22 protein-coding genes and 4 tRNA genes are annotated in these 24,027 nt (G+C 36.8%); 25 read left to right on the plus strand and 1 reads right to left on the minus strand.

The annotated features are described in order from the left end of the window. The first annotated feature begins 3 nt into the window (after positions 1–3). The 6 genes from AWV75_RS08665 (at position 4) to AWV75_RS08690 (ending at position 7,364) form a co-directional block, all read left to right on the plus strand. The gene (locus AWV75_RS08665) at positions 4–1,458 is read left to right on the plus strand and encodes a RagB/SusD family nutrient uptake outer membrane protein (RefSeq protein WP_060873998.1); all 1,455 of its coding nucleotides are present in this window, start codon (positions 4–6) and stop codon (positions 1,456–1,458) included. 120 nt (positions 1,459–1,578) lie between these two features. Continuing rightward, the gene (locus tag AWV75_RS08670; protein WP_060873999.1) at positions 1,579–3,609 is read left to right on the plus strand and encodes a putative porin; all 2,031 of its coding nucleotides are present in this window, start codon (positions 1,579–1,581) and stop codon (positions 3,607–3,609) included. 104 nt (positions 3,610–3,713) lie between these two features. Continuing rightward, positions 3,714–5,003: a DUF2851 family protein gene (locus AWV75_RS08675; protein ID WP_060874069.1), complete on the plus strand. Its 1,290-nt coding sequence runs from the start codon at positions 3,714–3,716 to the stop codon at positions 5,001–5,003. A 28-nt stretch (positions 5,004–5,031) separates the two neighbouring features. Next, complete coding sequence (locus AWV75_RS08680; protein WP_060874000.1) at positions 5,032–5,253, plus strand: PspC family transcriptional regulator; 222 nt, start codon at positions 5,032–5,034, stop codon at positions 5,251–5,253. Between the two features lie 54 nt (positions 5,254–5,307). Then, on the plus strand, positions 5,308–6,210 hold the full coding sequence (locus AWV75_RS08685) for a ComEA family DNA-binding protein (protein ID WP_231738072.1): 903 nt from the start codon (positions 5,308–5,310) through the stop codon (positions 6,208–6,210). An 11-nt stretch (positions 6,211–6,221) separates the two neighbouring features. Continuing rightward, positions 6,222–7,364, plus strand: coding sequence for an acyl-CoA dehydrogenase family protein (locus AWV75_RS08690; protein ID WP_060874002.1), 1,143 nt, complete (start codon positions 6,222–6,224; stop codon positions 7,362–7,364). Positions 7,365–7,442: 78 nt separating this feature from the next. On the opposite strand, the gene AWV75_RS08695 is transcribed toward AWV75_RS08690, so the two are convergent. Next, positions 7,443–8,627 (minus strand): dicarboxylate/amino acid:cation symporter, encoded by a 1,185-nt coding sequence (locus AWV75_RS08695; protein WP_060874003.1) that lies wholly within the window; start codon positions 8,625–8,627, stop codon positions 7,443–7,445. 341 nt (positions 8,628–8,968) lie between these two features. Between AWV75_RS08695 and AWV75_RS08700 the strand changes: the two genes are divergently transcribed. From AWV75_RS08700 to rpoB, 19 genes are all read left to right on the plus strand, one after another. Continuing rightward, on the plus strand, positions 8,969–11,101 hold the full coding sequence (locus AWV75_RS08700; RefSeq protein ID WP_060874004.1) for a TonB-dependent receptor: 2,133 nt from the start codon (positions 8,969–8,971) through the stop codon (positions 11,099–11,101). 80 nt (positions 11,102–11,181) lie between these two features. Continuing rightward, on the plus strand, positions 11,182–11,820 hold the full coding sequence (locus AWV75_RS08705; protein ID WP_060874005.1) for a tetratricopeptide repeat protein: 639 nt from the start codon (positions 11,182–11,184) through the stop codon (positions 11,818–11,820). 35 nt (positions 11,821–11,855) lie between these two features. Beyond that, positions 11,856–12,932 carry a sensor histidine kinase gene (locus tag AWV75_RS08710; RefSeq protein ID WP_060874006.1) on the plus strand — a complete coding sequence of 359 codons (1,077 nt, stop codon included), beginning with the start codon at positions 11,856–11,858 and terminating at the stop codon, positions 12,930–12,932. Positions 12,933–12,935: 3 nt separating this feature from the next. After that, complete coding sequence (locus AWV75_RS08715; protein WP_060874007.1) at positions 12,936–13,682, plus strand: LytR/AlgR family response regulator transcription factor; 747 nt, start codon at positions 12,936–12,938, stop codon at positions 13,680–13,682. Between the two features lie 159 nt (positions 13,683–13,841). Next, positions 13,842–14,036: a 30S ribosomal protein S21 gene (gene rpsU, locus AWV75_RS08720; RefSeq protein WP_002987575.1), complete on the plus strand. Its 195-nt coding sequence runs from the start codon at positions 13,842–13,844 to the stop codon at positions 14,034–14,036. 68 nt (positions 14,037–14,104) lie between these two features. Then, on the plus strand, positions 14,105–15,013 hold the full coding sequence (locus AWV75_RS08725) for a tyrosine-type recombinase/integrase (RefSeq protein ID WP_060874008.1): 909 nt from the start codon (positions 14,105–14,107) through the stop codon (positions 15,011–15,013). A 12-nt stretch (positions 15,014–15,025) separates the two neighbouring features. Further along, positions 15,026–15,325: a ribosome hibernation-promoting factor, HPF/YfiA family gene (hpf, locus tag AWV75_RS08730; protein ID WP_060874009.1), complete on the plus strand. Its 300-nt coding sequence runs from the start codon at positions 15,026–15,028 to the stop codon at positions 15,323–15,325. A 93-nt stretch (positions 15,326–15,418) separates the two neighbouring features. After that, positions 15,419–15,492, plus strand: a tRNA-Thr gene (locus AWV75_RS08735). Between the two features lie 29 nt (positions 15,493–15,521). Beyond that, positions 15,522–15,602 (plus strand) — tRNA-Tyr (locus AWV75_RS08740). Between the two features lie 23 nt (positions 15,603–15,625). Continuing rightward, a tRNA-Thr gene (locus AWV75_RS08745) sits at positions 15,626–15,697 on the plus strand. A gap of 58 nt (positions 15,698–15,755) precedes the next feature. Beyond that, positions 15,756–16,943 (plus strand): elongation factor Tu, encoded by a 1,188-nt coding sequence (gene tuf, locus AWV75_RS08750; protein WP_002987571.1) that lies wholly within the window; start codon positions 15,756–15,758, stop codon positions 16,941–16,943. A gap of 58 nt (positions 16,944–17,001) precedes the next feature. Next, a tRNA-Trp gene (locus AWV75_RS08755) sits at positions 17,002–17,072 on the plus strand. Between the two features lie 15 nt (positions 17,073–17,087). Beyond that, positions 17,088–17,285 carry a preprotein translocase subunit SecE gene (gene secE / locus AWV75_RS08760; protein ID WP_002987570.1) on the plus strand — a complete coding sequence of 66 codons (198 nt, stop codon included), beginning with the start codon at positions 17,088–17,090 and terminating at the stop codon, positions 17,283–17,285. Between the two features lie 12 nt (positions 17,286–17,297). Next, complete coding sequence (gene nusG, locus AWV75_RS08765) at positions 17,298–17,852, plus strand: transcription termination/antitermination protein NusG (RefSeq protein WP_060874010.1); 555 nt, start codon at positions 17,298–17,300, stop codon at positions 17,850–17,852. 54 nt (positions 17,853–17,906) lie between these two features. Next, positions 17,907–18,344, plus strand: coding sequence for a 50S ribosomal protein L11 (rplK, locus tag AWV75_RS08770; protein ID WP_002987568.1), 438 nt, complete (start codon positions 17,907–17,909; stop codon positions 18,342–18,344). Positions 18,345–18,362: 18 nt separating this feature from the next. Further along, complete coding sequence (gene rplA / locus AWV75_RS08775; protein WP_002987567.1) at positions 18,363–19,052, plus strand: 50S ribosomal protein L1; 690 nt, start codon at positions 18,363–18,365, stop codon at positions 19,050–19,052. Between the two features lie 22 nt (positions 19,053–19,074). Continuing rightward, entirely contained in the window at positions 19,075–19,563 is a 489-nt protein-coding gene (gene rplJ / locus AWV75_RS08780) for a 50S ribosomal protein L10 (RefSeq protein ID WP_060874011.1), read from the plus strand. A gap of 85 nt (positions 19,564–19,648) precedes the next feature. Next, complete coding sequence (gene rplL, locus AWV75_RS08785) at positions 19,649–20,017, plus strand: 50S ribosomal protein L7/L12 (RefSeq protein WP_002987565.1); 369 nt, start codon at positions 19,649–19,651, stop codon at positions 20,015–20,017. A 127-nt stretch (positions 20,018–20,144) separates the two neighbouring features. Continuing rightward, positions 20,145–23,957 carry a DNA-directed RNA polymerase subunit beta gene (gene rpoB / locus AWV75_RS08790; protein ID WP_060874012.1) on the plus strand — a complete coding sequence of 1,271 codons (3,813 nt, stop codon included), beginning with the start codon at positions 20,145–20,147 and terminating at the stop codon, positions 23,955–23,957. Positions 23,958–24,027: the final 70 nt, after the last annotated feature.

Below are 24,027 nucleotides of genomic sequence, written 5' to 3' on the forward strand. Positions count from 1 at the left end.
AAGATGAAGAAGTCAATAATAGTTTTATATGTATTAGCACTATTTAGTGGTACAGCGATAACATCGTGTTCATTAGATACAAAGCTTTCAGAAGAAGTGGATTTTGATAAAAACCCTATAAGTAATCTTGCTGAGCTAGGGGCTGGACTTAATGGGGCTTATGCTCGAATGAAAACAGCAGAGTATTATGGTAACAACATCATAGCCTTTTCAGAAGTTAGATCGCAAAATGCTTATTCAAATAATAGAAGTAACCGTTTAGGTAATGTAAGTGGATTTACTATTACACCTACAGCCGCCTATGCAGTAGATACGTGGTTTCAAGCCTATAAAGTGATTTCACAAGCAAATCGCGTAATTGAAGCGAATTATCCTGGCATGGGCGAGCAAGAGGATATGATTAAAGGACAAGCTTATGTGTTAAGAGCATTAGCCCATTTTGATTTGTTGAAAAATTATGGAGAACAATATGTCAACGGTCAGGGATTAAAAGCCTTAGGTGTACCTTATATTGTTACTTATGCTGATATTAATGCTAAAGTAGTTCGACCAACTGTACAAGAAAATCGCGCAAGTATCTATGCCGATTTTGATAAAGGAATTGAGTTGTTAACAAAACAAAATTCGGGTAGTAAAGTAAAGGTTAATCTTGCTGCTGCATATGGGTTAAAGGCACGTGCAGCTTTACTGTTTTCTAATTGGGATGCTGAAGATTTACAAGTTGCAAGAGACAATGCAGAACAAGGAATGTCTGTGGCAGATGGAGGGGTAGTGTCTCGATCAGCTTTTAGAGATACTTTTAAATCAGATGACCCTCAAAGTAATTCAGTTTTTGAAATTAAATTTTCAGGAACGGACAATCCAAGTTCGGATTCGTTGTATTATTTGTATAACCTTACCGCAGGTGGTGTGGGATATGGTCCAATTCTAATTAACTTTTCAGTTGCAGATTTGTTTGGAGCAGATGCACCAGTAGAAGCTACAGAAACTACAGAAGCGAAAGAAGCAAATGATATTCGTGCTGATGTTACCATGATCGGTGAAAACTTTAAAGGTGGTGGGATGCGCAATCTTGGAAAGTATGTGAAAATAAGCTCTAATGTAAAAGTTTTAAGATTTGAAGAGATGCTATTGACTTTTGTTGAGGCGGATTTTAGAATTAATAATGGAGTTACTGGAGAAGCTTTGGCCTTGTTTAATCAATTAAAACAAAATCGTCTAACAACGTATGCTCCAGTGACAACGTATACGCTTGATGATATTAGAATTGAAAGACAAAAAGAATTAATGTTTGAAGGTACAGGTTTTGAAGATGCAATGAGATTTCATTTGGATATTAAAAACCCTAGTATAGCAAACCCTGGGGTTGTAGCTTATGGAAGCCCGAAATTAGCATTTCCTATTCCACGAACTGAGATTAATGTAAGTGGTATTCAACAAAATGAAGCTTATAGATAATGTAAATGATTAGATGAGAAGAGCTATCCCGAAATGGATAGCTCTTTTTTATTCCCTTAAATTATCCCACTATCATCATTATAATAAAAATAAATTTACCTTTGCTTAAATTAAATTTTTATGCGAAAGTGTCTTTACTTGGTTTTCTGTTTCCTGAGCTTTGGTTTCTTAGCTCATGCTCAGTTTCAACCAACAAGAATAGATCGTGGTAATACAACGAATTTTGGTGATCCAAATGATCCCTACAATAATTTTGGTAATCAAAACAACCAAAATCCACAACAAGAAAATCAAGAACCAAGAAGTTTAAGAGAAAAAGTAAAGAAAGATTCTATTGCGCCCATCAAGGATTATAAGATTATTACCATCCTTCGTGATACCATTGCTGTGGATACTGCCCTTACTTTAAAAAGTTACTATAAATTTAATTATCTACGCAAAGATAATTTTGGTTTATTGCCCTTCGCCAATGAGGGACAAACCTATGCTACCTTAAAATACAGTCAAAAAGCAAATAATGTACTTCCTGGTTTTGGTTTTGAAGCCAAACACTTCAATTATATGAAAGCAGAGGACATCACCTATCATTCTAGCCCAACACCACGTACAGAATTGTATTATAAAACGGTAATGAAGCAAGGACAGAGTTTAGATGCATTCATTACGTTGAATACGAGTGAACACTTGAATATGTTTTTGGCATATAAAGGAATGCGCTCTTTAGGAAAGTACATGAGTCAGTTGTCTTCTACAGGGAATTTCCGCATAGGAGGAAGTTATTATTCACCCAATAAGCGTTATGTGTTGTTTACTCACTTTGTTGCTCAAGATATCTTGAATCAAGAAAATGGAGGAATTACAGACTTAGATTTATTTGAAACAAGTGAAAAACCCTATAACAAACGCGAACGCCTCAATGTGTATTTCCGCGATGGAGAATCGCTTTTGAAAGGAAAACGATTGTTCTTACACCACGAATATCAGCTGAATAGTTCGTTAGCTAACGGGGTTTTATTGACACATGAATTTACGTATGAAGATAAATTCTTCGAATATTATCAGAAGGATTTAAATAGTACCTATACCCAAAAAGACCGATTTGGTTCTTCTTTTAAATCTACGATTTCCAATAAAACAAAGTATTATACACTCTCTAATAAAGTGGGAGCAGCTTTTCAATCAGGCCTTTTAGGAAGAGTAGAAGTATATGCGGATTTTTATAAGTACAACTACCAATACAACAGTGTAGCGAATATCAATGGCGGATTCATTCCGAATCTACTAGAAAAAAATATGACGCTTATAGGAGGGAAATATACCTATAAAAAAGAAAATTGGAATGCCTTTTTATTGGTGTATAATTCGCTAGGAAGTGATAATACAAGTAATATCCAAGCCAATATCGATTATGCATTAGCAGATAATATTGGATTACAAGCGGGATATCAAAAGTTGAGCCGCATGGGGAATTTAAATTACTATTTGTATCAAAGTGATTATTTACATTACAATTGGAATAATAGTTTCAATAATGAGAAAATCAACCAATTTGATGCAACCCTTACAACACCTTGGGTAACGCTAGAAGGAAGTTATCAAGTGATTAAAGATAAATTGTATTTCTCTAATGACAATCCGGTGTACAATGATTTCGGTATAGCGAAGCAATTGTTGATTACACCTAAACAATATGGCAAAACAATTAACTTCTTGTCCCTACAAGCATCCAAAGAGATCAAGTTCGGACGATTCGGATTGGATAATACCATCTTATATCAAGAAGTAGATCAAGAGGACCATATCCTCAATGTTCCCAAATTGCTAACGCGTAATACCTTGTACTACAAAGGAGCTTTATTTGATAAAGCATTGAAATTTCAAACGGGAATTACATTTACCTATTTCAGTAAATTCTACGGGAATGACTACAACCCTGTAATTGGAGATTTCTATGTACAAGACAAAGTGAAAATTGGGGATTATCCAGTCTTCGATTTCTTTATTGATATGAAAGTGCGTACGGCACGTATTTATTTAATCCTAGAGCATTTTAATGCGAGTATGTCTGGATATAAATATTATACAGCACCCAATTACCCATATAAAGACTTTACGTTTAGATTTGGTTTAGTTTGGAACTTCTTTAGTTAAAATAGAGTAAGGTTGACCAGAAGGTCAACCTTTTTTTATTTCAAGTACGCGCTTTGGTTAGGTTTTTGTTGCTGTTGTATGACCAACCAACAAAACAGACGAGAATGAAAGAAGCTTTTGTACAATATGTTTGGGAGAAGCAATTGTTTACCACGCCATTCTTGCAGACCATACAAAAGCAAGAAATTAGGGTAATCTACCCTGGGCAGTGGTCTACCTTAGCAGGTCCCGATTTTTTTAATGCACACATATCAATCGAAGGACAAGTGTGGGCAGGGAATATTGAGGTCCACGTACAATCATCGGATTGGTTCCGTCATCATCATGAACATGATAGCCGGTATGATAATGTGATTTTACATGTAGTTTGGGAATATGATACTCCTGTTTTTAATTCTAGGGGAGAAGAAATTCCGACTCTTGTTGTGGCTGGGTATGTACAGCCTGAAGTATTGCATCAAAGAATGCGCCTTTTTGCTCCTAAAACATCTATCAATTGTCAGTCACTTGTAAAAGGGAGTATATCTCCTATTGCTTGGCTCAAGTGGAAAGAAACTTTGTATGTGGAGCGCTTGGAAGACAAGGCAATAAAAATACAGTTGCTTTTACAGGAAACAACAAATGATTGGAATCAAGTGCTATGGTGTTTTCTAGCTAAAAACTTTGGATTAAATATCAATGGAGATGCTTTTCTATCCATAGCAAAAGCATTACCTATTCAGATCTTACTCAAGGAGGGCGATGAGTTGTTCCATATTGAAGCATTGCTTTTTGGAATGGCAGGATTTTTAAACGAAAACCAAGAAGAGATACTAGATTGCTATTATTGGGAGTTAGTGAAACAATGGGAGTTTTATAAACAGAAATATCAATTACAAGAGCGCAATGGGAGCGAATTACATTTCTTTAAACTCCGTCCAATTAACTTTCCGACCATTCGCTTAGCGCAATTGGCGTATTGGTTTTACCATCAAAAATACAATCTTGCGACCTTGCTTCAAGTACAAAATATTGACGAGTTAAAACAGCTACTCCAAGCAGATGTTAGTTCATATTGGCGCGAACACTATATGTTCGGGAAAGAAGGAAAACGCACAAGAAAACGGTTGTCTAATTCTTTTCAAGAACTTGTGCTGCTTAATACAATCATTCCGATGCAATATGTATTTGCATGTCATCAAGGAAGTATAGAGGATGTGGAGCGCATTATTGAAATGAGTACCCGTCTAAAAATGGAGTCCAATGCAATTACTACTTTATTTCAGAAGGAAGGTGTGAGTTTAGAAAGCGCTTTTGATTCGCAAGCCATGATTCAATTGAACAAAAACTATTGTGTGGTGAATAAATGTTTGTCTTGCGCGGTTGGTTTAGCAATTTTAAATAAAAAGAACTAAATTTGTATTACGACAAAGAAGTTAGAAGATGATTAATAATTTGCGTTATTTTTTGGAGAAACACGGATTCAAAGTATCTACCCGTTTAGGGGATCGCTTGGGTATTCGCGTATCCAATATTCGACTCTTTTTTATCTATCTTTCTTTTTTTACTTTAGGGTTAGCTTTTGCGCTTTATCTTACCCTCGCTTTTATAGTGCGCTTGAAAGATCTAGTTTATACCAAACGAAGCTCTGTTTTTGATCTATAATTTAAGTGAAGTAAATCTACTCCTTTTGCAGTAATACACATGTATACATGTGGTATGAAAGGGAACAAATACTTTTATCATTGGTATTATTATACCCAATCCCAGAAGCGAGGTTTCATCGCTTTATTATTCGTCTTTTTTGCTGTACAACTGTTGTTGTATCTGTATGATCAACAACAATTCGACATAGGAGGAAGAGAAGGGAGTGTAGTTGAAGGACAGCACAAAATTCAAAAAGAGATAGATAGCTTGCGTTTATTGCAAGCTTCTAAGAAGGATACCATTTATCTTTTTAATCCAAACTACCTCACTGATTATAAAGGATACATCCTTGAATTAACGCCAGAAGAACTTGATCGCTTATTCGCGCATCGAGCAGCCAATCATTATGTCAATTCTAGTCTAGAATTTCAACGGGTAACAGGGGTTTCGGATGCGTGGATGGCAAAATATAGCCGTTATTTTGTTTTTGGAAATCGACGAAAAAATGGTTCAACTACCAATTATATAGGAGCATCGACAAGTAAACAAAAAGAGAAGACTAAACCAATCGTTATCCGCGATATCAATGCCGCAACCATAGAAACATTACAAGAGATTTATGGTATTGGGCCTGTCCTGTCCAAGCGAATTATCGAAGATCGTACCAAATGGGGTGGGTATGTTCACATCGATCAAGTGAAATTTGTATATGGATTATCAGAAGAAGTGATTGCTTTGCTTTTGCAACAATATGCGGTTCTTTCACCGCCCCAAATTGTACAAATTGATTTGAATAATGCAACTGTAAATGATTTGAAAAATATACCTTATTTAAACTATTATCTCGCAAGAGAGATCATTAAATATAGAAGTTTACACGGAGATTTCGTTAATAAAGAACAATTAAAAGAAATTGAAAAAATTCCACTTGACAAGATTCATATAATTAGTTTATATTTGGAAATTAGGAATTAAATTAAACAACCATGAATTTTGAATACAATGAAACTCAAGCAATGATTGCTGAGTCTATTAGAGATTTTGCTGAACAAAATATTCGTCCATATATTATGGAATGGGATGAAGCACAGATTTTTCCAGTTGATTTATTTAAGAAATTAGGAGAAATGGGATATATGGGAGTGCTTGTTCCAGAAGAATATGGAGGATCAGGACTTAATTATCATGAATATATTACAATTGTAGAAGAAATATCAAAAGTAGATTCATCAATTGGTTTATCAGTTGCTGCTCATAATTCACTATGTACCAATCATATTTTGACGTTTGGTAACGAGGAGCAAAAGAAAAAATGGTTGCCAAAATTAGCTACAGCAGAATGGATTGGTGCTTGGGGATTGACAGAGCACAATACAGGATCTGATGCTGGAGGAATGAATACAACAGCAGTAAAAGATGGAGATCACTGGGTGTTAAATGGAGCGAAAAACTTCATTACACACGCAATTTCTGGAAACGTTGCAGTTGTAATTGCTCGTACAGGAGAAAAAGGAGATTCACGCGGGATGACTGCTTTCGTTATTGAAAAAGGAACACCAGGATTCTCTAGTGGTAGAAAAGAAAATAAATTAGGAATGCGCGCTTCAGAAACAGCAGAATTAATTTTTGATAACTGTCGTGTTTCAGATGCAAACCGTCTAGGAGAAGTTGGCGAAGGATTTATCCAAGCAATGAAAGTGTTAGATGGTGGTCGTATTTCAATTGGAGCTTTATCGTTAGGAATTGCGAAAGGAGCTTATGAAGCAGCCTTGAAATACTCAAAAGAAAGAGTGCAGTTTGGAAAACCAATCAGCGATTTCCAAGCTATCGGATTCAAATTAGCAGATATGGCTACAGAAATCGAAGCATCTGAATTGTTATTACACAAAGCAGCTTTCTTGAAAAACAATAATAAACCAATGACAAAATTAGGAGCTATGGCTAAAATGTATGCTTCTGAAGTTTGTGTGAAAGTTTCTACAGATGCAATCCAAATCCACGGAGGATACGGATATACAAAAGATTTCCCAGTAGAGAAATTCTTCCGTGACTCTAAATTATGTACAATTGGAGAAGGAACAACAGAAATTCAAAAACTAGTAATTTCTAGAAATATTTTAAAAGAGTAGTTTCTTATAGATAAAATAGAAAAGGTCAACCCAACGGTTGACCTTTTTTTATGTGTATTTTTTCAAAATTCATTGGATTTAAATAGCTTCCTCAGTGATACTTTCAGATTTACCTTCACTAAACTTGGTGACCATTAAACTTAAAGCACCATCTCCCGTTATATTACAAGCTGTACCAAAACTATCTTGTAAAGCAAAAATGGTTAATGTTAAGGCAATTCCAGCATCGTCAAAACCAAGTACAGAACTGATGATTCCCAAAGAGGCCATGACCGTACCGCCAGGAACTCCAGGAGCACCGATGGCAAAAATACCCAATAACAGAATAAAGAGAATCATTGTGCCAAGATCGGGCATCGTACCGTATAACACTTGAGAAACGGTCATTACAAAAAAGACTTCCGTTAGTACAGAACCGCACAAGTGAATGTTGGAAAAGAAAGGAATAGTGAAGTTGGTAATAGAAGGACGAAGCACTTTACTCTGATGCGCGGAGTGTAAGGCCACTCCTAAAGTAGCCGCTGAAGACATCGTTCCTACAGCAGTTAGATAAGCTGGACCATAATGCTTTAAAACCTCCCACGGGTTCTTCTTGCTATAAATCCCTGCAATCGTATAGAGCACAGCTAACCAAACAAAATGAGCTACAATGACAATTAGAATCACAGTTAAGAATACAGGAAGTTGAGATTGAATAGATCCTTCATAACTAAGTAAAGCAAAATTACTCATGATGTAAAAAGGAAGTATAGGAATCAACACGCGATTGACTAACAACAAAACAATATCCTTAAACTGATCAAAAGCTCTTTCCAAAGGCTTCGCTTCCGTCCAGAGTATACCAATACCAATCATTAATGCAAGCGTCAAGGAAGTCATTACACCAAATACGGGTGGAATATCTAACTTAAAAAGCATCGCAGGAAGTTCCTTTAGTTCTTTAGCAGAATTTGCTATTTCTAATCGAGGGATAAGCTCATAGCCTAAAGTTGAGCTGAAAAAACCAGCTCCAATACTCGAGAGGTAAGCAATTAGAACGGAAAAGCTAATAATTTTAACCGAGTCCTTGTTGAGTTTGGTAATGGACGAAACGACAAAACCAAGAATGATTAAGGGAACTAAAAACAAGATGAGCTGCCCTAAAATATGGCGTGTTGATAGAATAATCTGCAAGAGCGTATCATTCAAGTATCCTCCAATTAAAAGCCCTATAATGACTCCGAGTAGCAATCGAAAAATGGTGTTGTTTAGTATTTTTTTCATAGTCAATATTTGAATAGAATTAAAGGTAAAAATAAAAAGTGAAGTTTGGTTTTATAGCAAAAGAAAAGTAAAATACCATATAGATGGTAGGTGCAGAAATCATGGAGGAGAGAAGGGCTTTTGATAATCAAATATTTCATTTCAATTTATTATTTAATCAGCTATAAATGGATTGGAATGGCAATCAAGTAGCGTTGAAAAGTGTGGATGAATGGTTGCTATTCTGCGTTTAGAAACTTCTATTTACCGTTCGCACACTTAAATATACCGTTCACGCATCCTTTTTTGGGTAGCGGTAGGTTGTAAACTACGTTTGCATTATAACTCAGAATTGAAAAAAAATGAAAACATTGTTTGGTTTGCTGTTGGTTTTAGGATGGTTTACGGTACAAGCTCAGCCTAGGCAACTATCTGGAATTGTAAGGGATAAGAAGAACAAACCGATTGAACAAGTTAATGTATACCTAGAAGGAAGTTTTGATGGAGCCTTGTCTGATGCGAATGGCTATTTTTCATTTGAAGTAGAAGATAGCCTTGTAGAAGGTGTATTGAAATTGAAACATCCACACTATCGCAGTTTATCCGTTCCTGTGCAACTCAAGCAAAAGGAAGTATATGAAGTTGTTATGGAGCAAGAGGAAGATGTATTGGGAGAGATTGTTATAAAAGCAGTGGGGAGTGCTAAAAGAGGACGAACAGAAGCTCTCGCTTTTACGGCTATGGATGTTGTGAGTACTGCTGGGAGTCCGGGGAATATCATAGGAGCCTTGAGTACCTTGCCTGGAGCCCAAGTCAATGGGGAAGATGGGCGATTGTTAATTCGCGGGGGAAAAGCAGATGAAAGCGCGATTTATGTGAATGGCAATAGGGTTGCTCAACCTTACACAGCAGCTGTTGGGACTATGCCAGTACGTTCAAAATTTAACCCTTTTCTGTTTAAAGGAATGTCTTTCTCTGCTGGCGGATACAGTGCAGAATTTGGGGATGCGCTATCGGGAATTTTACAGCTAGATATTGCAGAGGATATTGATCCTTCGCGTAAAGATATATCAATCTCAACGGTCGGAGCGAGTTTTGGGGAAACACGCCAATGGAAGAAAAATTCATTGACTTATCATTTGAATTACCTCAATTTAGGTGCTTATACAGCTTTGGTCAAACAGCGATACAAAAGTAAGAAACCATTTTCAACAAGTGCGGGTGAAGTGGTGTATAAACGAGCGATTCAAGATGGAGGGTATGTGTTGTATGCAGCAGCAGATTATACGACAATGGCCTATGAGCAAACGGCTAAACCAAGTTATCGTGTGGACACTCTTGCTCTCCGGTCGAATACAATAGATGTAAATAGTTTGTACTTTAAGAAGCTCACTCCATTTATGCGATTAGATGTAGGAACAGGATTGGGGTATTCCGATTATAGGGGAGAACAAAATGGAGGATTCCTTACTAGTGAACGTTGGAATCTCAATCAAAAGATTAAGTTGTCTTCTCAGTGGAGTGGGCGTTGGCAATCGATCGGTGGTGTTGATATCCAAGTTGCTCAAGTGAACCTTGTTCAAGGGATGAAACAACAACAAAAACAGGATAAGATACAAGTCAATCAATTTGCATTGTTCTTTGAAAATCAATGGCGTGTCATGGCTGATTTAACTTGGAGAGTAGGTGTACGCATTAACAAGGCAAATTCAATTTCTAAAGGCGTGATTGAACCTCGAACCATGTTAACCTATCAAGCTGATTCCAGACAACAAATTTCTTTCTCTTATGGTATTTTTCATCAAGCGTTGAATGCAGAACAAATGCGTTATATCGAACAAGAAGATTGGATGCAAGCCCATCACTACATCGTAAACTACACGTATACTTTTAGAAAACGCGTATTGAGAGCAGAGGTCTTTTATAAAGATTATCGCAAGTTATTACTGAATTCGTCAACTGGAACAGGGGCTTATACACAAGAAGGAACTGGTTATGCCAAAGGATTTGACCTTTTCTGGAAAGACAATACGACGTTTAAAAACTTTAACTATTGGATTACCTATACCTACCTGGATTCTCAAAGAAAGGAAATGCAGAGAAGGGAGTGGGTACAACCTTCTTATGTAGCCAAGCACAATCTAGCTGTGGTAACGAAGTATTGGATAGACGCTTGGAAGTCTCAAGTAAGCATGACGTATAACTATAGTTCACCCCGCCATTTTTACGGCGGAGCTGCAGATTTAACTTCATCGTATGCAAGTAGTCCTATTCATAATGTAAGCATGAGTTGGGCCTATGTGTTACAAGCGCAAAAAATAATATTTGTCTCTGTAGATAATTTATTAGGACGCAATCCGACCTATGCGTATCAATTTAATGCAAAAGGAGGGCAACCAGATGTGGTTCAACCTTCGGCAAAGCGATTTATCTATGTTGGGTTTATGTGGACAATTAGCTCAGATAAGAAAGCAAATCAAATAGAAAATTTATAACAATGAGTTGGGGAAAGCGGTTCAAATTTTAAAGGACTCTCGCATCAATCGAATTTATTTTACATCTTAAATTTATTTTTATGAAAAAGGTTTTACTTTTAATTTTTAGTTGCTGTAGTTTGATGTCCTTCGGGCAGACAGCATATGAAAAGGGAATGCAAAAAGCCATGCAAGAATGGCAAGGTGGAAATAGCCAAGGTGCCTTAGCTATTTTAGAGCGAATTGCAGATGCTAACCCAGAGAATTGGATTCCGGCCTATTATCAAGTGTTTATTGTAATAACCCAAGGGTTTCAAGATCCTCAAAATGAAGCAGTAGAACAAAGTGTAAGCAACAATCGCTTTGTAATTGAGCAATGGTTGGCTCGAGGAGGTGAGGAATGGTATGTTTTACAAGGAATGAATGAGACGCTGGATCTTATGACAGATCCAATGAATAAAGGGATGAAGCAAAGTGGAGTAATTATCAAAGCATATGAAAAGGCCTTGGAACTCAACCCTGCTAATCCTAGAGCACTTTTTAGTTTAGCGAGTTTTTATTTAAATAGTTCTAAATTTATGAAGGTAGATACAACATACTGCAGTAACTTATTGGATAAAGCAATTGAACAATTTGATCAGCAAAACAGTGAAGTGCCTTTTTATCCCAAATGGGGCAAAGAATGGGCGCTCAAAACACAAACATCATTAGCGAATCAGCAAGAGAAGGTAAATAAATAAAAAAACCTTGTTAGTTAGTACAAGAAAAAGAGGATATGAAGATTAATTGGTATCGACATTTAGCATTAGCTATTAATTTTGGAGTGATGAGTAGTTTGTCCACTTCGTATTATTTTTTTAATAAATCCAAACATGTAACGCAAGCTTCTTTTTCGGATTATATTTTTTCAAAAAATGCCTTGCTTTCATTCCTGATTACAATGTGTATTTATGGAACTAACGTTGCAATGAGTTTGTTGCTGAGTTTTTACTTGAATAAGAGAGAGCAAAAAACGCAGGTGCCCTTGAGCCGAAAGATTCGAAATATTTTGTTTTTTACTAATGGATTAGTCGTTTCCATTGTATCATACTATTTCTTTTTGAGTGTGCTGTTGTGGTTTTTTTATGAAGTACCTTTTCGATCCTTCTATGCTGGCGAAAATCTTCATTTTAGCGATTTCTTAGGTGTTGTACTCATTAGCTTTTTTATTATCATGATCGTCTTTGTATTTTCGTATCATGACCAGCTGAGAGTGCTCGAAATAAAAAACAAAGAAATGGAAATCGCACTGCAGAAGAGTCAGATTGCGCACATGAAAGAACAGCTGTCACCGCACTTTTTATTTAATAACCTCAATGTACTCATTAGCACGATTCAAGAAGATCCGGTTAAAGCAGAGCAATTTGCTCGTTCTTTCTCTAAGATCTACCGCTATGTATTAGAGCGATTGGATTACGCTTCTTGTGCCTTGGAAGAAGAAGTCGCTTTTATCCGAGATTATGTCTATCTTTTAAATGTGCGATATGATCAGGCTATTGATTTTCAAATTAGCGATGAAGTCGCTCAATGGGGAGGAACGCAAATACCGACATTGAGTTTGCAATTGTTACTAGAAAATGTAATCAAGCACAATGCAATTCCAACCTTGGGCAAAATTGAAGTAACCTTGGATGTTGTTGAGGGGAATCTAGTCATGAGTAATGAAAAATACAAGAAACCCAAACAAGAAGATTCCACGGGATTGGGGTTGCAAAATTTATCCAATCGCTGTCAATTGTTATTCCAAAGAAAAGTTGAAATAGAAGATGTAGCGCATCGTTTTACAGTGCGTATTCCACTACATAGTAAGTAAAATATGAACATAGTCATTATAGAAGACGAAAAACCAGCGGCAAGATTGTTGACCAGAGAGCTGGCTAAAATAGGATTTGAGGTACAAGAAACGCTCCACTCAGTTAGTGATGCGATTCCCTGGTTGATGCAACATGACGAACCCGATTTAATATTTGCCGATATTCAATTAACAGATGGATTGTCTTTGGAAATATTTGAGCAAATAGAATTGAAGCACAGTGCGATTATTTTCGTAACGAGTTTTGATCATTATGCTATCAAGGCATTTAAATTGAATAGCATTGATTATTTGTTGAAACCTATTGATCCTGCTGAATTGGTAAGAGCTATAGGAAAGTATAAAACACAATATACTAAAATCGGACAGCAGGTAGAGGGGCTAAAGCAGACGTTACAAGGAACGAGTTATCCTAAGCGATTAATTGTCAAGTTGGGGATGCAGCTGAAAGTAGTCTTGGTGGATGAAGTTGTTTGTTTTTATAGAGAAGATCGAGGGGTTTATAGTGTGACGAAAGAGGGGAAAACACATCTTTTGGAAGAATCTTCGATTGAAGCTGTTTTAAAGTTGATGGATCCGTCTAAATTTTTTCGTGTAAATCGCTATCAAGTTGTCGCAATTGACTGCATTGAGCAAATCATCCAGCTATCTACAGCGCGACTGAAATTAGTTCTGTTGAACTATAATGAAGAGGTGATTGTCAGTAGAGAGCGCGTTGTCGAATTTAAGCTGTGGCTAGGAGCAAATTAATTTTGAGGTTCACGTATTTTGAATTGTTGTTGAAGGAGTTAATCAAGAGAATAGGAGCTGAGGAAATAAAAAATGTAGAATAAAATTTTATTTTTTTATTGCGTTGTATAAAAAAAGCTTTACTTTTGCATCACCAAATGAGAGGAGGTGTATGAAAACATGTTGATCATTCCAATTAAAGACGGAGAAAATATTGATAGAGCACTAAAGCGCTACAAAAGAAAATTTGACAGAACAGGTACGTTACGTCAATTAAGATCTCGTCAGCATTTTACAAAACCATCTGTTTTAAAAAGAGACAAGATGCAAAAAGCAGAGTATATCCAACACTTAAGAGATTCAGTAGAAATCTAGACTTAAACGATGGATTAAATTATAAGGCCGTTGTAATAAAGTATTATCTTTGTTACAACGGTTTTTTTATGGACAAAAATTTAGAGAAATTTCTAGAGTACTTACAGAAGGAGAAAAATTATTCTTCTCATACCATAGAGGCATATCAACATGATATCGCTTCTTTTTTAGTTTTTGTAGCAGAATCAGAACAAGATTATTTGATTATCAAATACGATGCTGTGCGTTTGTGGATTGTCGCTTTGATGGAAGTGAATATAAGTAAGCGTTCAATTAATAGAAAAATGAGTGCGCTTAAAGCTTTTTATAAATTTTTGATGAAAGTAGGAGAAGTAGAGGTTAGTCCGCTGCAACAACATAAAACGCTCAAAATAGAAAAGAAGTTGCAATTGCCTTTTTCGGTAGCTGAGGTTGATGCTGTTCGATTGTCCTTGGAGAGTCAAGAAGGGTTTGATGCCTTGCGAGATTTGGTAATTGTAGAAATGTTATACTGTTTAGGACTGCGAAGAAGTGAGTTGTGTGGGGTGCAGATGGCTGATGTGGATTTTTATACCCGTATGATTCGCATAACAGGAAAGGGAAATAAGGTTCGTTATGTACCTATGATTAATCAATTACTTGTGCTTTTAAAACGCTATATGGCAGAGCGAGAGATAGTTTTGAGGGATGTTCAAAAAATTAACGATTTTTTAATAGATAGTAGGGGTGCTAAAGTTGATGAAATATTTGTTTATCGAATGATTAATTTATATTTTAGTAAGACAACAACAAAGGAGAAAAATAGTCCTCATATGTTGAGGCATGCTTTCGCAACGCACCTCTTAGAGAATGGTGCAGATATCAACTCTATCAAAGAGTTGATGGGGCATCAAAGTTTGGCTTCGACAGAAGTATATGCTCATGTCAATCTGAAAGAATTGAAAGAGACATACATGAAGACGCATCCTAGGTTGAAGAAAAAAAATAGAAAACCTTAAAAACAGAAAGTTATGAAAGTAAACATTCAAGCCGTTAATTTTAACGTAGATCGTAAGTTAGTAGATTTTATCAACGAAAGAATGCTGAAAGTAGGTAAGTTTTACGATAAAGTGATTTCTGTCGATGTATTTTTGAAAGTAGAAAATACCAATGAGAAAGAAAATAAAACAGTTGAGGTGAAATTATTAGTTCCAGGAGACGATATTGTTGCTAAAAAAACATGCAAAACTTTTGAGGAGGGGGTTGATTCGGGTGCCGATGCGATTGAACGCATGGTTGTGAAGTATAAAGAGAAAATGAAAGCACATTAATGGAAAAAAATCAGTAAATTGTTTTTTTTAATCAATAAAATATATACATTTGCAGTCCGTTAGAAATAGCGGACTTTTTCTATTGAGTAAAATGCCGGTGTAGCTCAGCTGGCTAGAGCAGCTGATTTGTAATCAGCAGGTCGTGGGTTCGAGTCCCTCTATCGGCTCAAAGAAAAGAAACAAACACAAGGTTTGAGGGGAGATACTCAAGCGGCCAACGAGGACGGACTGTAAATCCGTTGGGAAACCTTCGCAGGTTCGAATCCTGCTCTCCCCACGACTAAATATAAAAATGCATAAGCCGGTGTAGCTCAGGGGTAGAGTGCTTCCTTGGTAAGGAAGAGGTCACGGGTTCAAATCCCGTCATTGGCTCAGGTTTTTTTATTATATTTGAACACTAATTATATAACTAAGATTAAATTATTAGATCATGGCAAAGGAAACTTTTGATCGTTCGAAACCGCACTTAAACATCGGTACTATCGGACACGTTGACCACGGTAAAACTACTACTACTGCTGCTATTACTAAAGTTTTAGCTGACGCAGGATTCTCAGAAGCTCGTTCATTTGATTCAATTGATAATGCTCCAGAAGAAAAAGAGCGTGGTATTACAATTAATACTTCTCACGTAGAGTACCAAACTAAAAACCGTCACTATGCACACGTTGACTGTCCAGGTCACGCGGATTACGTGAAAAACATGGTTACTGGTGCTGCTCAAATGGATGGTGCTATCTTAGTAGTTGCTGCTACTGATGGACCAATGCCACAAACTCGTGAGCACATCTTATTAGGACGCCAAGTTGGTATTCCTAGAATTGTTGTTTTCTTAAACAAAGTTGACTTAGTAGATGACGCTGAGTTATTAGAACTTGTTGAAATGGAAGTTAGAGATTTATTATCTTTCTACCAATACGACGGTGATAATGGACCAGTAGTTCAAGGTTCTGCTTTAGGAGCTTTAAACGGAGAGCAAAAATGGGTTGATGCATTATTACAATTAATGGATGAAGTTGATGCTTGGATCGAAGAGCCAGTACGTGACAACGAAAAACCATTCTTAATGCCAGTAGAAGACGTATTTACAATTACAGGACGTGGAACTGTTGCTACAGGACGTATCGAAACTGGAGTTGCTAATACAGGAGATGCTGTTGAAATCATCGGTATGGGAGCTGACAAATTAACTTCTACTGTAACAGGAGTTGAGATGTTCCGTAAAATCTTAGACCGTGGTGAAGCTGGAGATAACGTAGGTTTATTATTGAGAGGTATTGACAAAACTGATATCCGTCGTGGTATGGTTATTTGTAAACCAGGTTCAGTAAAACCACACGCTAAATTCAAAGCTGAGGTTTATATCTTGAAAAAAGAAGAAGGTGGACGTCACACTCCATTCCATAACAATTACCGTCCACAGTTCTACGTACGTACAACTGACGTAACTGGAACTATCCAATTACCAGAAGGAACTGAAATGGTTATGCCTGGAGATAACTTAACTATCACTGTTGAGTTGTTAAGCCCAATCGCATTATCAATCGGTCTACGTTTCGCTATCCGTGAAGGTGGTAGAACAGTAGGTGCTGGTCAGGTAACTGAAATTTTAGACTAATTTTTTAGTATAAATAAATTTTTAAAGTCAGCGGGCTAACCGCTGACTTTTATAACAAACGGGTGTAGTTCAAGGGTAGAATAGCGGTCTCCAAAACCGTTGATGGGGGTTCGAATCCCTCCACCCGTGCAAAAACAATATAACATGGCAAAGGTATTTAATTACATATCAGAAGCTTTTACAGAACTTAAATCAAATGTAACTTGGTCTCCTTGGGCTGAAGTGCAAAAGTATACTATCGTGATTGCAATTTTTGCAATTGTGTTGGCACTTGCTACTTGGGGAGTGGATAGTTTGTTTGGGGACTTGTTAGGGAAGTTTTATAATTGGATAAGATCATAAGGAGATAATATTATGGCTGATACAAATGTCAAAAAATGGTATGTGGTTCGTGCGGTAAGTGGACAAGAGAATAAAGTGAAGAATTATATTGAAACTGAAATTTCTCGTTTAGGGTTGTCAGATTATCTTTCGCAAGTTTTAGTACCAACTGAAAAAGTGGTGTCTGAAGACAAGAACGGTAAGAAGAAAACAACAGAACGTGTCTATTTTCCAGGCTATGTGATGATTGAGGCTAACTTGACAGGTGAAGTTCCGCATGCTATTAAATCAATAACTGGTGTTATTGGATTCTTAGGAGAAACAAGAGGGGGTGACCCAGTTCCTTTGAGAGAATCAGAAGTAAATCGCATGTTAGGAAAAGTTGATGAATTAGCAGTTAAAGTTGATTCAGGTACAATTCCTTATGAAGTTGGTGAGTCAGTAAAAGTGACTGATGGTCCATTTAAAGGTTTCGATGCAACCATCGAAAACATAAATGAAGACAAGCGTAAGCTAGAGGTTATGGTGAAGATTTTTGGAAGAAAGACACCTTTAGAATTAAGCTTTACACAAGTAGAAAAAATATAATGTTACATAGACGCATCTTTGCTTCCAAAAGAGATGTGCTAAATTTTTTTAGAAATGGCAAAAGAAATTAGTAAAGTAGTTAAACTACAAGTTAAGGGAGGTGCTGCGAATCCTTCGCCACCGGTTGGACCTGCTTTGGGGGCTGCTGGAGTTAACATCATGGAGTTCTGTAAGCAATTTAATGCTAGAACACAAGATAAACCCGGTAAAGTTTTACCAGTACAAATTACTGTGTACAAAGACAAATCATTTGACTTTGTTGTTAAAACGCCACCTGCTGCTGTTCAATTATTAGAGGCTGCAAAAGTGAAATCTGGATCTGGTGAGCCTAATAGAAAAAAAGTAGCTAGCGTAACTTGGGAACAAGTTCGTGCTATCGCAGAAGACAAAATGCCGGATTTAAACGCATTTTCTGTTGAATCAGCGATGTCAATGATCGCGGGTACTGCAAGATCTATGGGTATATCAGTAACGGGAACAGCTCCTTTTTAATTGTAAAAGAAAAAAGAAATGGCAAAATTAACAAAAAAGCAAAAGGAAGCTGCTGCTAAAATTGAGAAAGGTAGATTTTATTCTTTGAAAGAAGGTTCTGCTTTAATTAAAGAAGTTGCTTCTGCAAAATTTGACGAATCTGTTGATATCGCAGTGCGTTTGGGTGTAGATCCACGTAAAGCAAATCAAATGGTGCGTGGGGTAGTTACTTTACCACACGGAACTGGAAAAGATGTTAGAGTGTTAGCATTAGTTACTCCAGATAAAGAAGCTGAAGCTACAGCTGCTGGGGCTGACTATGTTGGATTAGATGAGTACCTACAAAAAATTAAAGACGGTTGGACAGATGTTGATGTAATCATCACTATGCCTGCTGTTATGGGTAAATTAGGACCATTAGGACGTATTTTAGGTCCTAGAGGATTAATGCCTAACCCTAAAACTGGTACTGTAACTATGGACGTAGCGAAAGCAGTTCAAGAAGTGAAAGCTGGTAAAATCGATTTTAAAGTTGATAAAACGGGAATCGTTCACGCAGGTATTGGAAAAGTATCATTTAGTGCTGATATGATTCAAGAGAATGCAGCTGAATTGATTCAAACATTAATCAAATTAAAACCAACAGCAGCTAAAGGTACTTATGTTAAGTCTATTCATATATCTAGTACTATGAGCCCTGCTATTGCTTTAGATCCTAAAGCAGTATAATTGGTAGAAAAAATTTTTACGTATGACTAGAGAACAAAAAGCAGTAGCGATAGAAGACATTAAAGGGAAATTAGCTGATGCTAATATCTTTTATATTGCTGATATTTCAGGATTAAATGCAGAGGTTACTACTAACTTGAGAAGAGCTTGTAACAAAGCTGGAATCAAAGTAGAAGTAGTTAAGAATACGTTGCTTGCTAAAGCAATGGAATCATCTGAGAGAAACTATGAGGATTTAGCTTCAGTTTTAAAAGGAAACAGCGCTATCTTTATTTCGGACGTTGCTAACGGACCGGCTAAAATCATCAAAGACTTTAGAAAGAAAAGCGATAAACCTGCATTAAAAGGAGCTTATATTAACGAGGAAATCTACATTGGTGATAATCAATTAGACGCGTTAGTAGCTATTAAATCAAAAGAGGAAGTTATTGGAGAAATCATCGGATTACTACAATCTCCTGCTCAAAGAGTTATCTCAGCTCTACAAAATCAATTCAAAGACGAAGAATAAAAAAAGATTCTTGTGTTTGAATGTTCCATAAACGAACGCACATTAATAAATTATATTTTTACAAATCATTTAAACGATAGAAAAAATGGCAGATTTGAAACAATTCGCAGAACAATTGGTTAACTTAACAGTTAAAGAAGTTAACGAATTAGCAACTATATTAAAAGACGAATACGGAATTGAGCCTGCAGCTGCTGCTGTAGTTGTAGCTGCTGGTGGAGACGCTGGAGCTGCTGAAGAGCAAACTGAATTCACAGTTGTATTAAAAGAAGCTGGTGCTTCTAAATTAGCAGTAGTTAAAGCTGTTAAAGAATTAACTGGTTTAGGTCTTAAAGAAGCTAAAGATATGGTTGATTCAGTTCCTGCAAACATCAAAGAAGGTGTTTCTAAAGATGAGGCTGAAGGTCTTAAAAAAGCATTGGAAGAAGCTGGAGCTGTTGTTGAGCTTAAATAAGCTTTTTAACCAAAATATTTTAGGTTTAGGTCTTGGGAGTAATCTCAAAGGCCTAAACCATTTTGCGTATAAAGTGATTTGTGCGTAAATCTTATTAAACATTATAAACAAAATTTATTGTCCATTGATGATCACAAATCAGAATGAAAGATTAAATTTTGCCTCTACAAAGAATATTCCTGCGTATCCAGATTTCTTGGATATCCAGGTTAAGTCTTTTAAAGATTTCTTTCAGTTAGAAACGAAATCAGAAGAAAGAGGTAATGAAGGTTTATATAATACCTTCATGGAGAACTTCCCGATCACTGATACGAGAAATCAGTTTGTATTGGAGTTTCTTGATTACTTTGTTGATCCTCCTCGCTATTCAATTGAAGAATGTATTGATAGAGGACTAACGTATAGCGTTCCGTTAAAAGCGCGTTTAAAATTATACTGTACTGACCCTGAACACGAGGATTTTGAAACTATCGTTCAAGATGTGTATTTAGGAACAATACCGTATATGACGCCTAGCGGTACATTTGTAATCAATGGAGCTGAGCGTGTGGTAGTGTCTCAATTACACCGTTCACCTGGTGTGTTCTTTGGACAGTCATTCCATGCTAATGGAACTAAGTTGTATTCGGCGAGAGTAATTCCTTTCAAGGGATCATGGATTGAGTTTGCTACTGATATCAATAGCGTAATGTACGCGTACATTGATAGAAAGAAAAAATTACCTGTTACTACCTTATTCCGTGCTATTGGATTCGAAAGAGACAAGGATATCCTAGAGATTTTCGACTTAGCAGAAGAGGTTAAAGTATCAAAAACAGGATTGAAAAAATACATCGGTCGTCGTCTTGCTGCACGTGTGTTAAATACATGGCATGAAGATTTCGTAGATGAAGATACAGGAGAAGTAGTTTCAATTGAGAGAAATGAGATTATCTTAGACCGTGATACAGTCCTAGATAAAGATAATGTCGAAGAAATCATTGAGGCGAACGTTAAGAATATCCTCCTACATAAAGAAGACAATAATCAGGCAGATTATGCCATCATTCATAATACATTACAGAAGGACCCTACAAACTCTGAAAAAGAGGCTGTAGAGCACATCTACCGTCAGTTGCGTAACGCAGAACCGCCTGATGAGGAAACTGCACGTGGTATTATTGATAAATTATTCTTCTCCGACCAACGTTACAATCTAGGTGAGGTGGGTCGTTACAGAATGAATAAGAAACTTAATCTTGATACCCCAATTGACAAACAGGTATTGACAAAAGAGGATATTATCACTATTGTTAAATACTTGATTGAATTAATTAACTCTAAAGCTGAAATTGACGATATTGACCACTTATCAAACCGTCGTGTACGTACTGTAGGTGAGCAATTATCAGCACAATTTGGTGTTGGTTTAGCACGTATGGCTAGAACAATTCGCGAGCGTATGAACGTACGTGACAACGAAGTGTTCACTCCAATCGACTTAATTAACGCGAAGACGTTATCGTCAGTGATTAATTCATTTTTCGGAACAAACCAGTTATCTCAGTTTATGGACCAAACGAATCCATTGGCAGAGATTACACACAAACGTCGTTTATCTGCTTTAGGACCTGGAGGTTTATCTAGAGAAAGAGCTGGATTCGAGGTACGTGACGTTCACTATACACACTACGGACGTTTATGTCCTATTGAAACGCCAGAGGGACCAAACATTGGTTTGATTTCATCTCTTGCGGTGTATGCAAAAGTGAATAATATGGGATTCATCGAAACACCTTACCGCCCAGTTGTGGATGGAAAAGTGGATATCGTGAATGCTCCAACTTATTTGAGTGCTGAAGAAGAAGAAGGAATGTTAATCGCACAAGCGAACGTTCCGATGGATAATGATGGAAACATCACGGAAGAACGTGTAGTTGTAAAAGAAGAAGGGGATTTCCCAGTGGTTGAACCAAAAGACTTACACTATACAGACGTTTCTCCAAACCAGATCGCTTCGATCTCAGCTTCATTGATTCCATTCTTAGAGCACGATGATGCGAACCGTGCGTTGATGGGATCGAACATGATGCGTCAGGCTGTGCCTTTATTACGTGCGGATTCTCCAATCGTGGGTACAGGTTTAGAAAGACAAGTTGCTTCAGATTCACGTGTTTTAATTAACGCTGAAGGTGAAGGGGTTGTTGAGTATGTAGATGCACAGAAAATTATTATTAAGTACGATCGTACGGATGATGAGCGTTTAATCAGCTTCGATCCAGACGAAAAAGTGTATAATCTAATTAAGTTTAGAAAAACGAACCAAAGTACTTGTATCAACTTGAAACCTATCGTTCGCAAAGGAGATAGAGTAACAAGAGGTCAAGTATTATGTGAAGGATATGCTACACAAAATGGAGAGTTAGCTCTTGGACGTAACTTACAAGTGGCGTTTATGCCATGGAAAGGGTACAACTTCGAGGATGCTATCGTAATTTCAGAGAAAGTAGTACGTGAAGATATCTTTACTTCGATCCATATCGATGACTATACCTTAGAGGTGAGAGATACTAAATTAGGAAACGAAGAGTTGACTAATGATATCCCGAACGTAAGTGAGGAAGCAACGAAGGATTTAGATGAAAACGGTATGATCCGCATCGGAGCTGAAGTGAAGCCTGGTGATATCCTTATTGGTAAAATTACACCGAAAGGTGAATCTGATCCTACACCAGAAGAGAAGTTATTACGCGCAATCTTCGGTGATAAAGCTGGAGATGTAAAAGATGCATCGTTAAAAGCTTCACCTTCATTAAGAGGGGTGGTATTAGATAAGAAATTATTTGCAAGAGCTGTAAAAGACAAACGCAAACGTTCTAAAGATAAAGATGATTTAGCTTTACTAGAAACTAAATTCGAAGTGAAGTTCAATGAATTGAAAGATCGTTTAGTTGAAAAATTATTCTTCATCGTGAATGGTAAAACATCTCAAGGTGTATTGAATGATTTAGGAGAGGAAATCTTACCAAAAGGAAAGAAATTCACTCAAAAAATGTTACATGCAGTGGATGATTTCGCTCACTTAACGAAAGGACAATGGACAGTTGATGAAGAAACAAACAGTATGATTACTGACTTGATTCACAACTACAAAATTAAGTTGAATGACTTACAAGGTGCTTTACGTAGAGAGAAATTTATGATTACTGTTGGGGATGAATTGCCATCAGGAATCTTAAAACTTGCAAAAGTTTATATTGCTAAAAAACGTAAGTTAAAAGTTGGGGATAAGATGGCAGGACGTCACGGTAACAAAGGTATTGTTGCTAGAATCGTTCGCGATGAAGACATGCCATTCTTAGAAGACGGTACACCAGTTGATATCGTGTTAAACCCATTAGGGGTACCATCTCGTATGAACATTGGTCAGATCTATGAAACTGTATTAGGATGGGCTGGACAAAAATTGGGTAAAAAATATGCTACTCCAATTTTCGACGGTGCTAACTTAGATCAAATCAATGCCCTTACAGATGAAGCTGGTATTCCTAGATTTGGACATACTTATTTGTACGATGGAGGAACTGGAGAGCGTTTCCACCAAAGAGCAACAGTAGGAGTTATTTACATGTTGAAATTAGGACACATGGTTGATGATAAGATGCACGCGCGTTCAATCGGACCATACTCATTAATTACGCAACAACCATTAGGAGGTAAGGCTCAATTTGGAGGTCAGCGTTTTGGAGAGATGGAGGTTTGGGCTCTAGAAGCATACGGAGCATCAAGTACATTACGTGAGATTTTGACGGTAAAATCAGATGACGTTATTGGTAGAGCGAAAACTTACGAAGCTATCGTTAAAGGTGAAACTATGCCAGAACCAGGATTACCTGAATCATTCAATGTATTAATGCATGAATTAAAAGGTCTTGGACTAGACATCAGATTAGAAGAATAAACTATAGATTTTAGAGTAAGCAGTTTTTGCTGCTTACTCTTTATCATACACTTTAACAAGTAAGTTTACC

Origin of the sequence: Myroides odoratus, assembly GCF_001549985.1 — a bacterium.
In the GTDB taxonomy this organism is placed as follows: Bacteria; Bacteroidota; Bacteroidia; order Flavobacteriales; family Flavobacteriaceae; genus Flavobacterium; species Flavobacterium odoratum_A.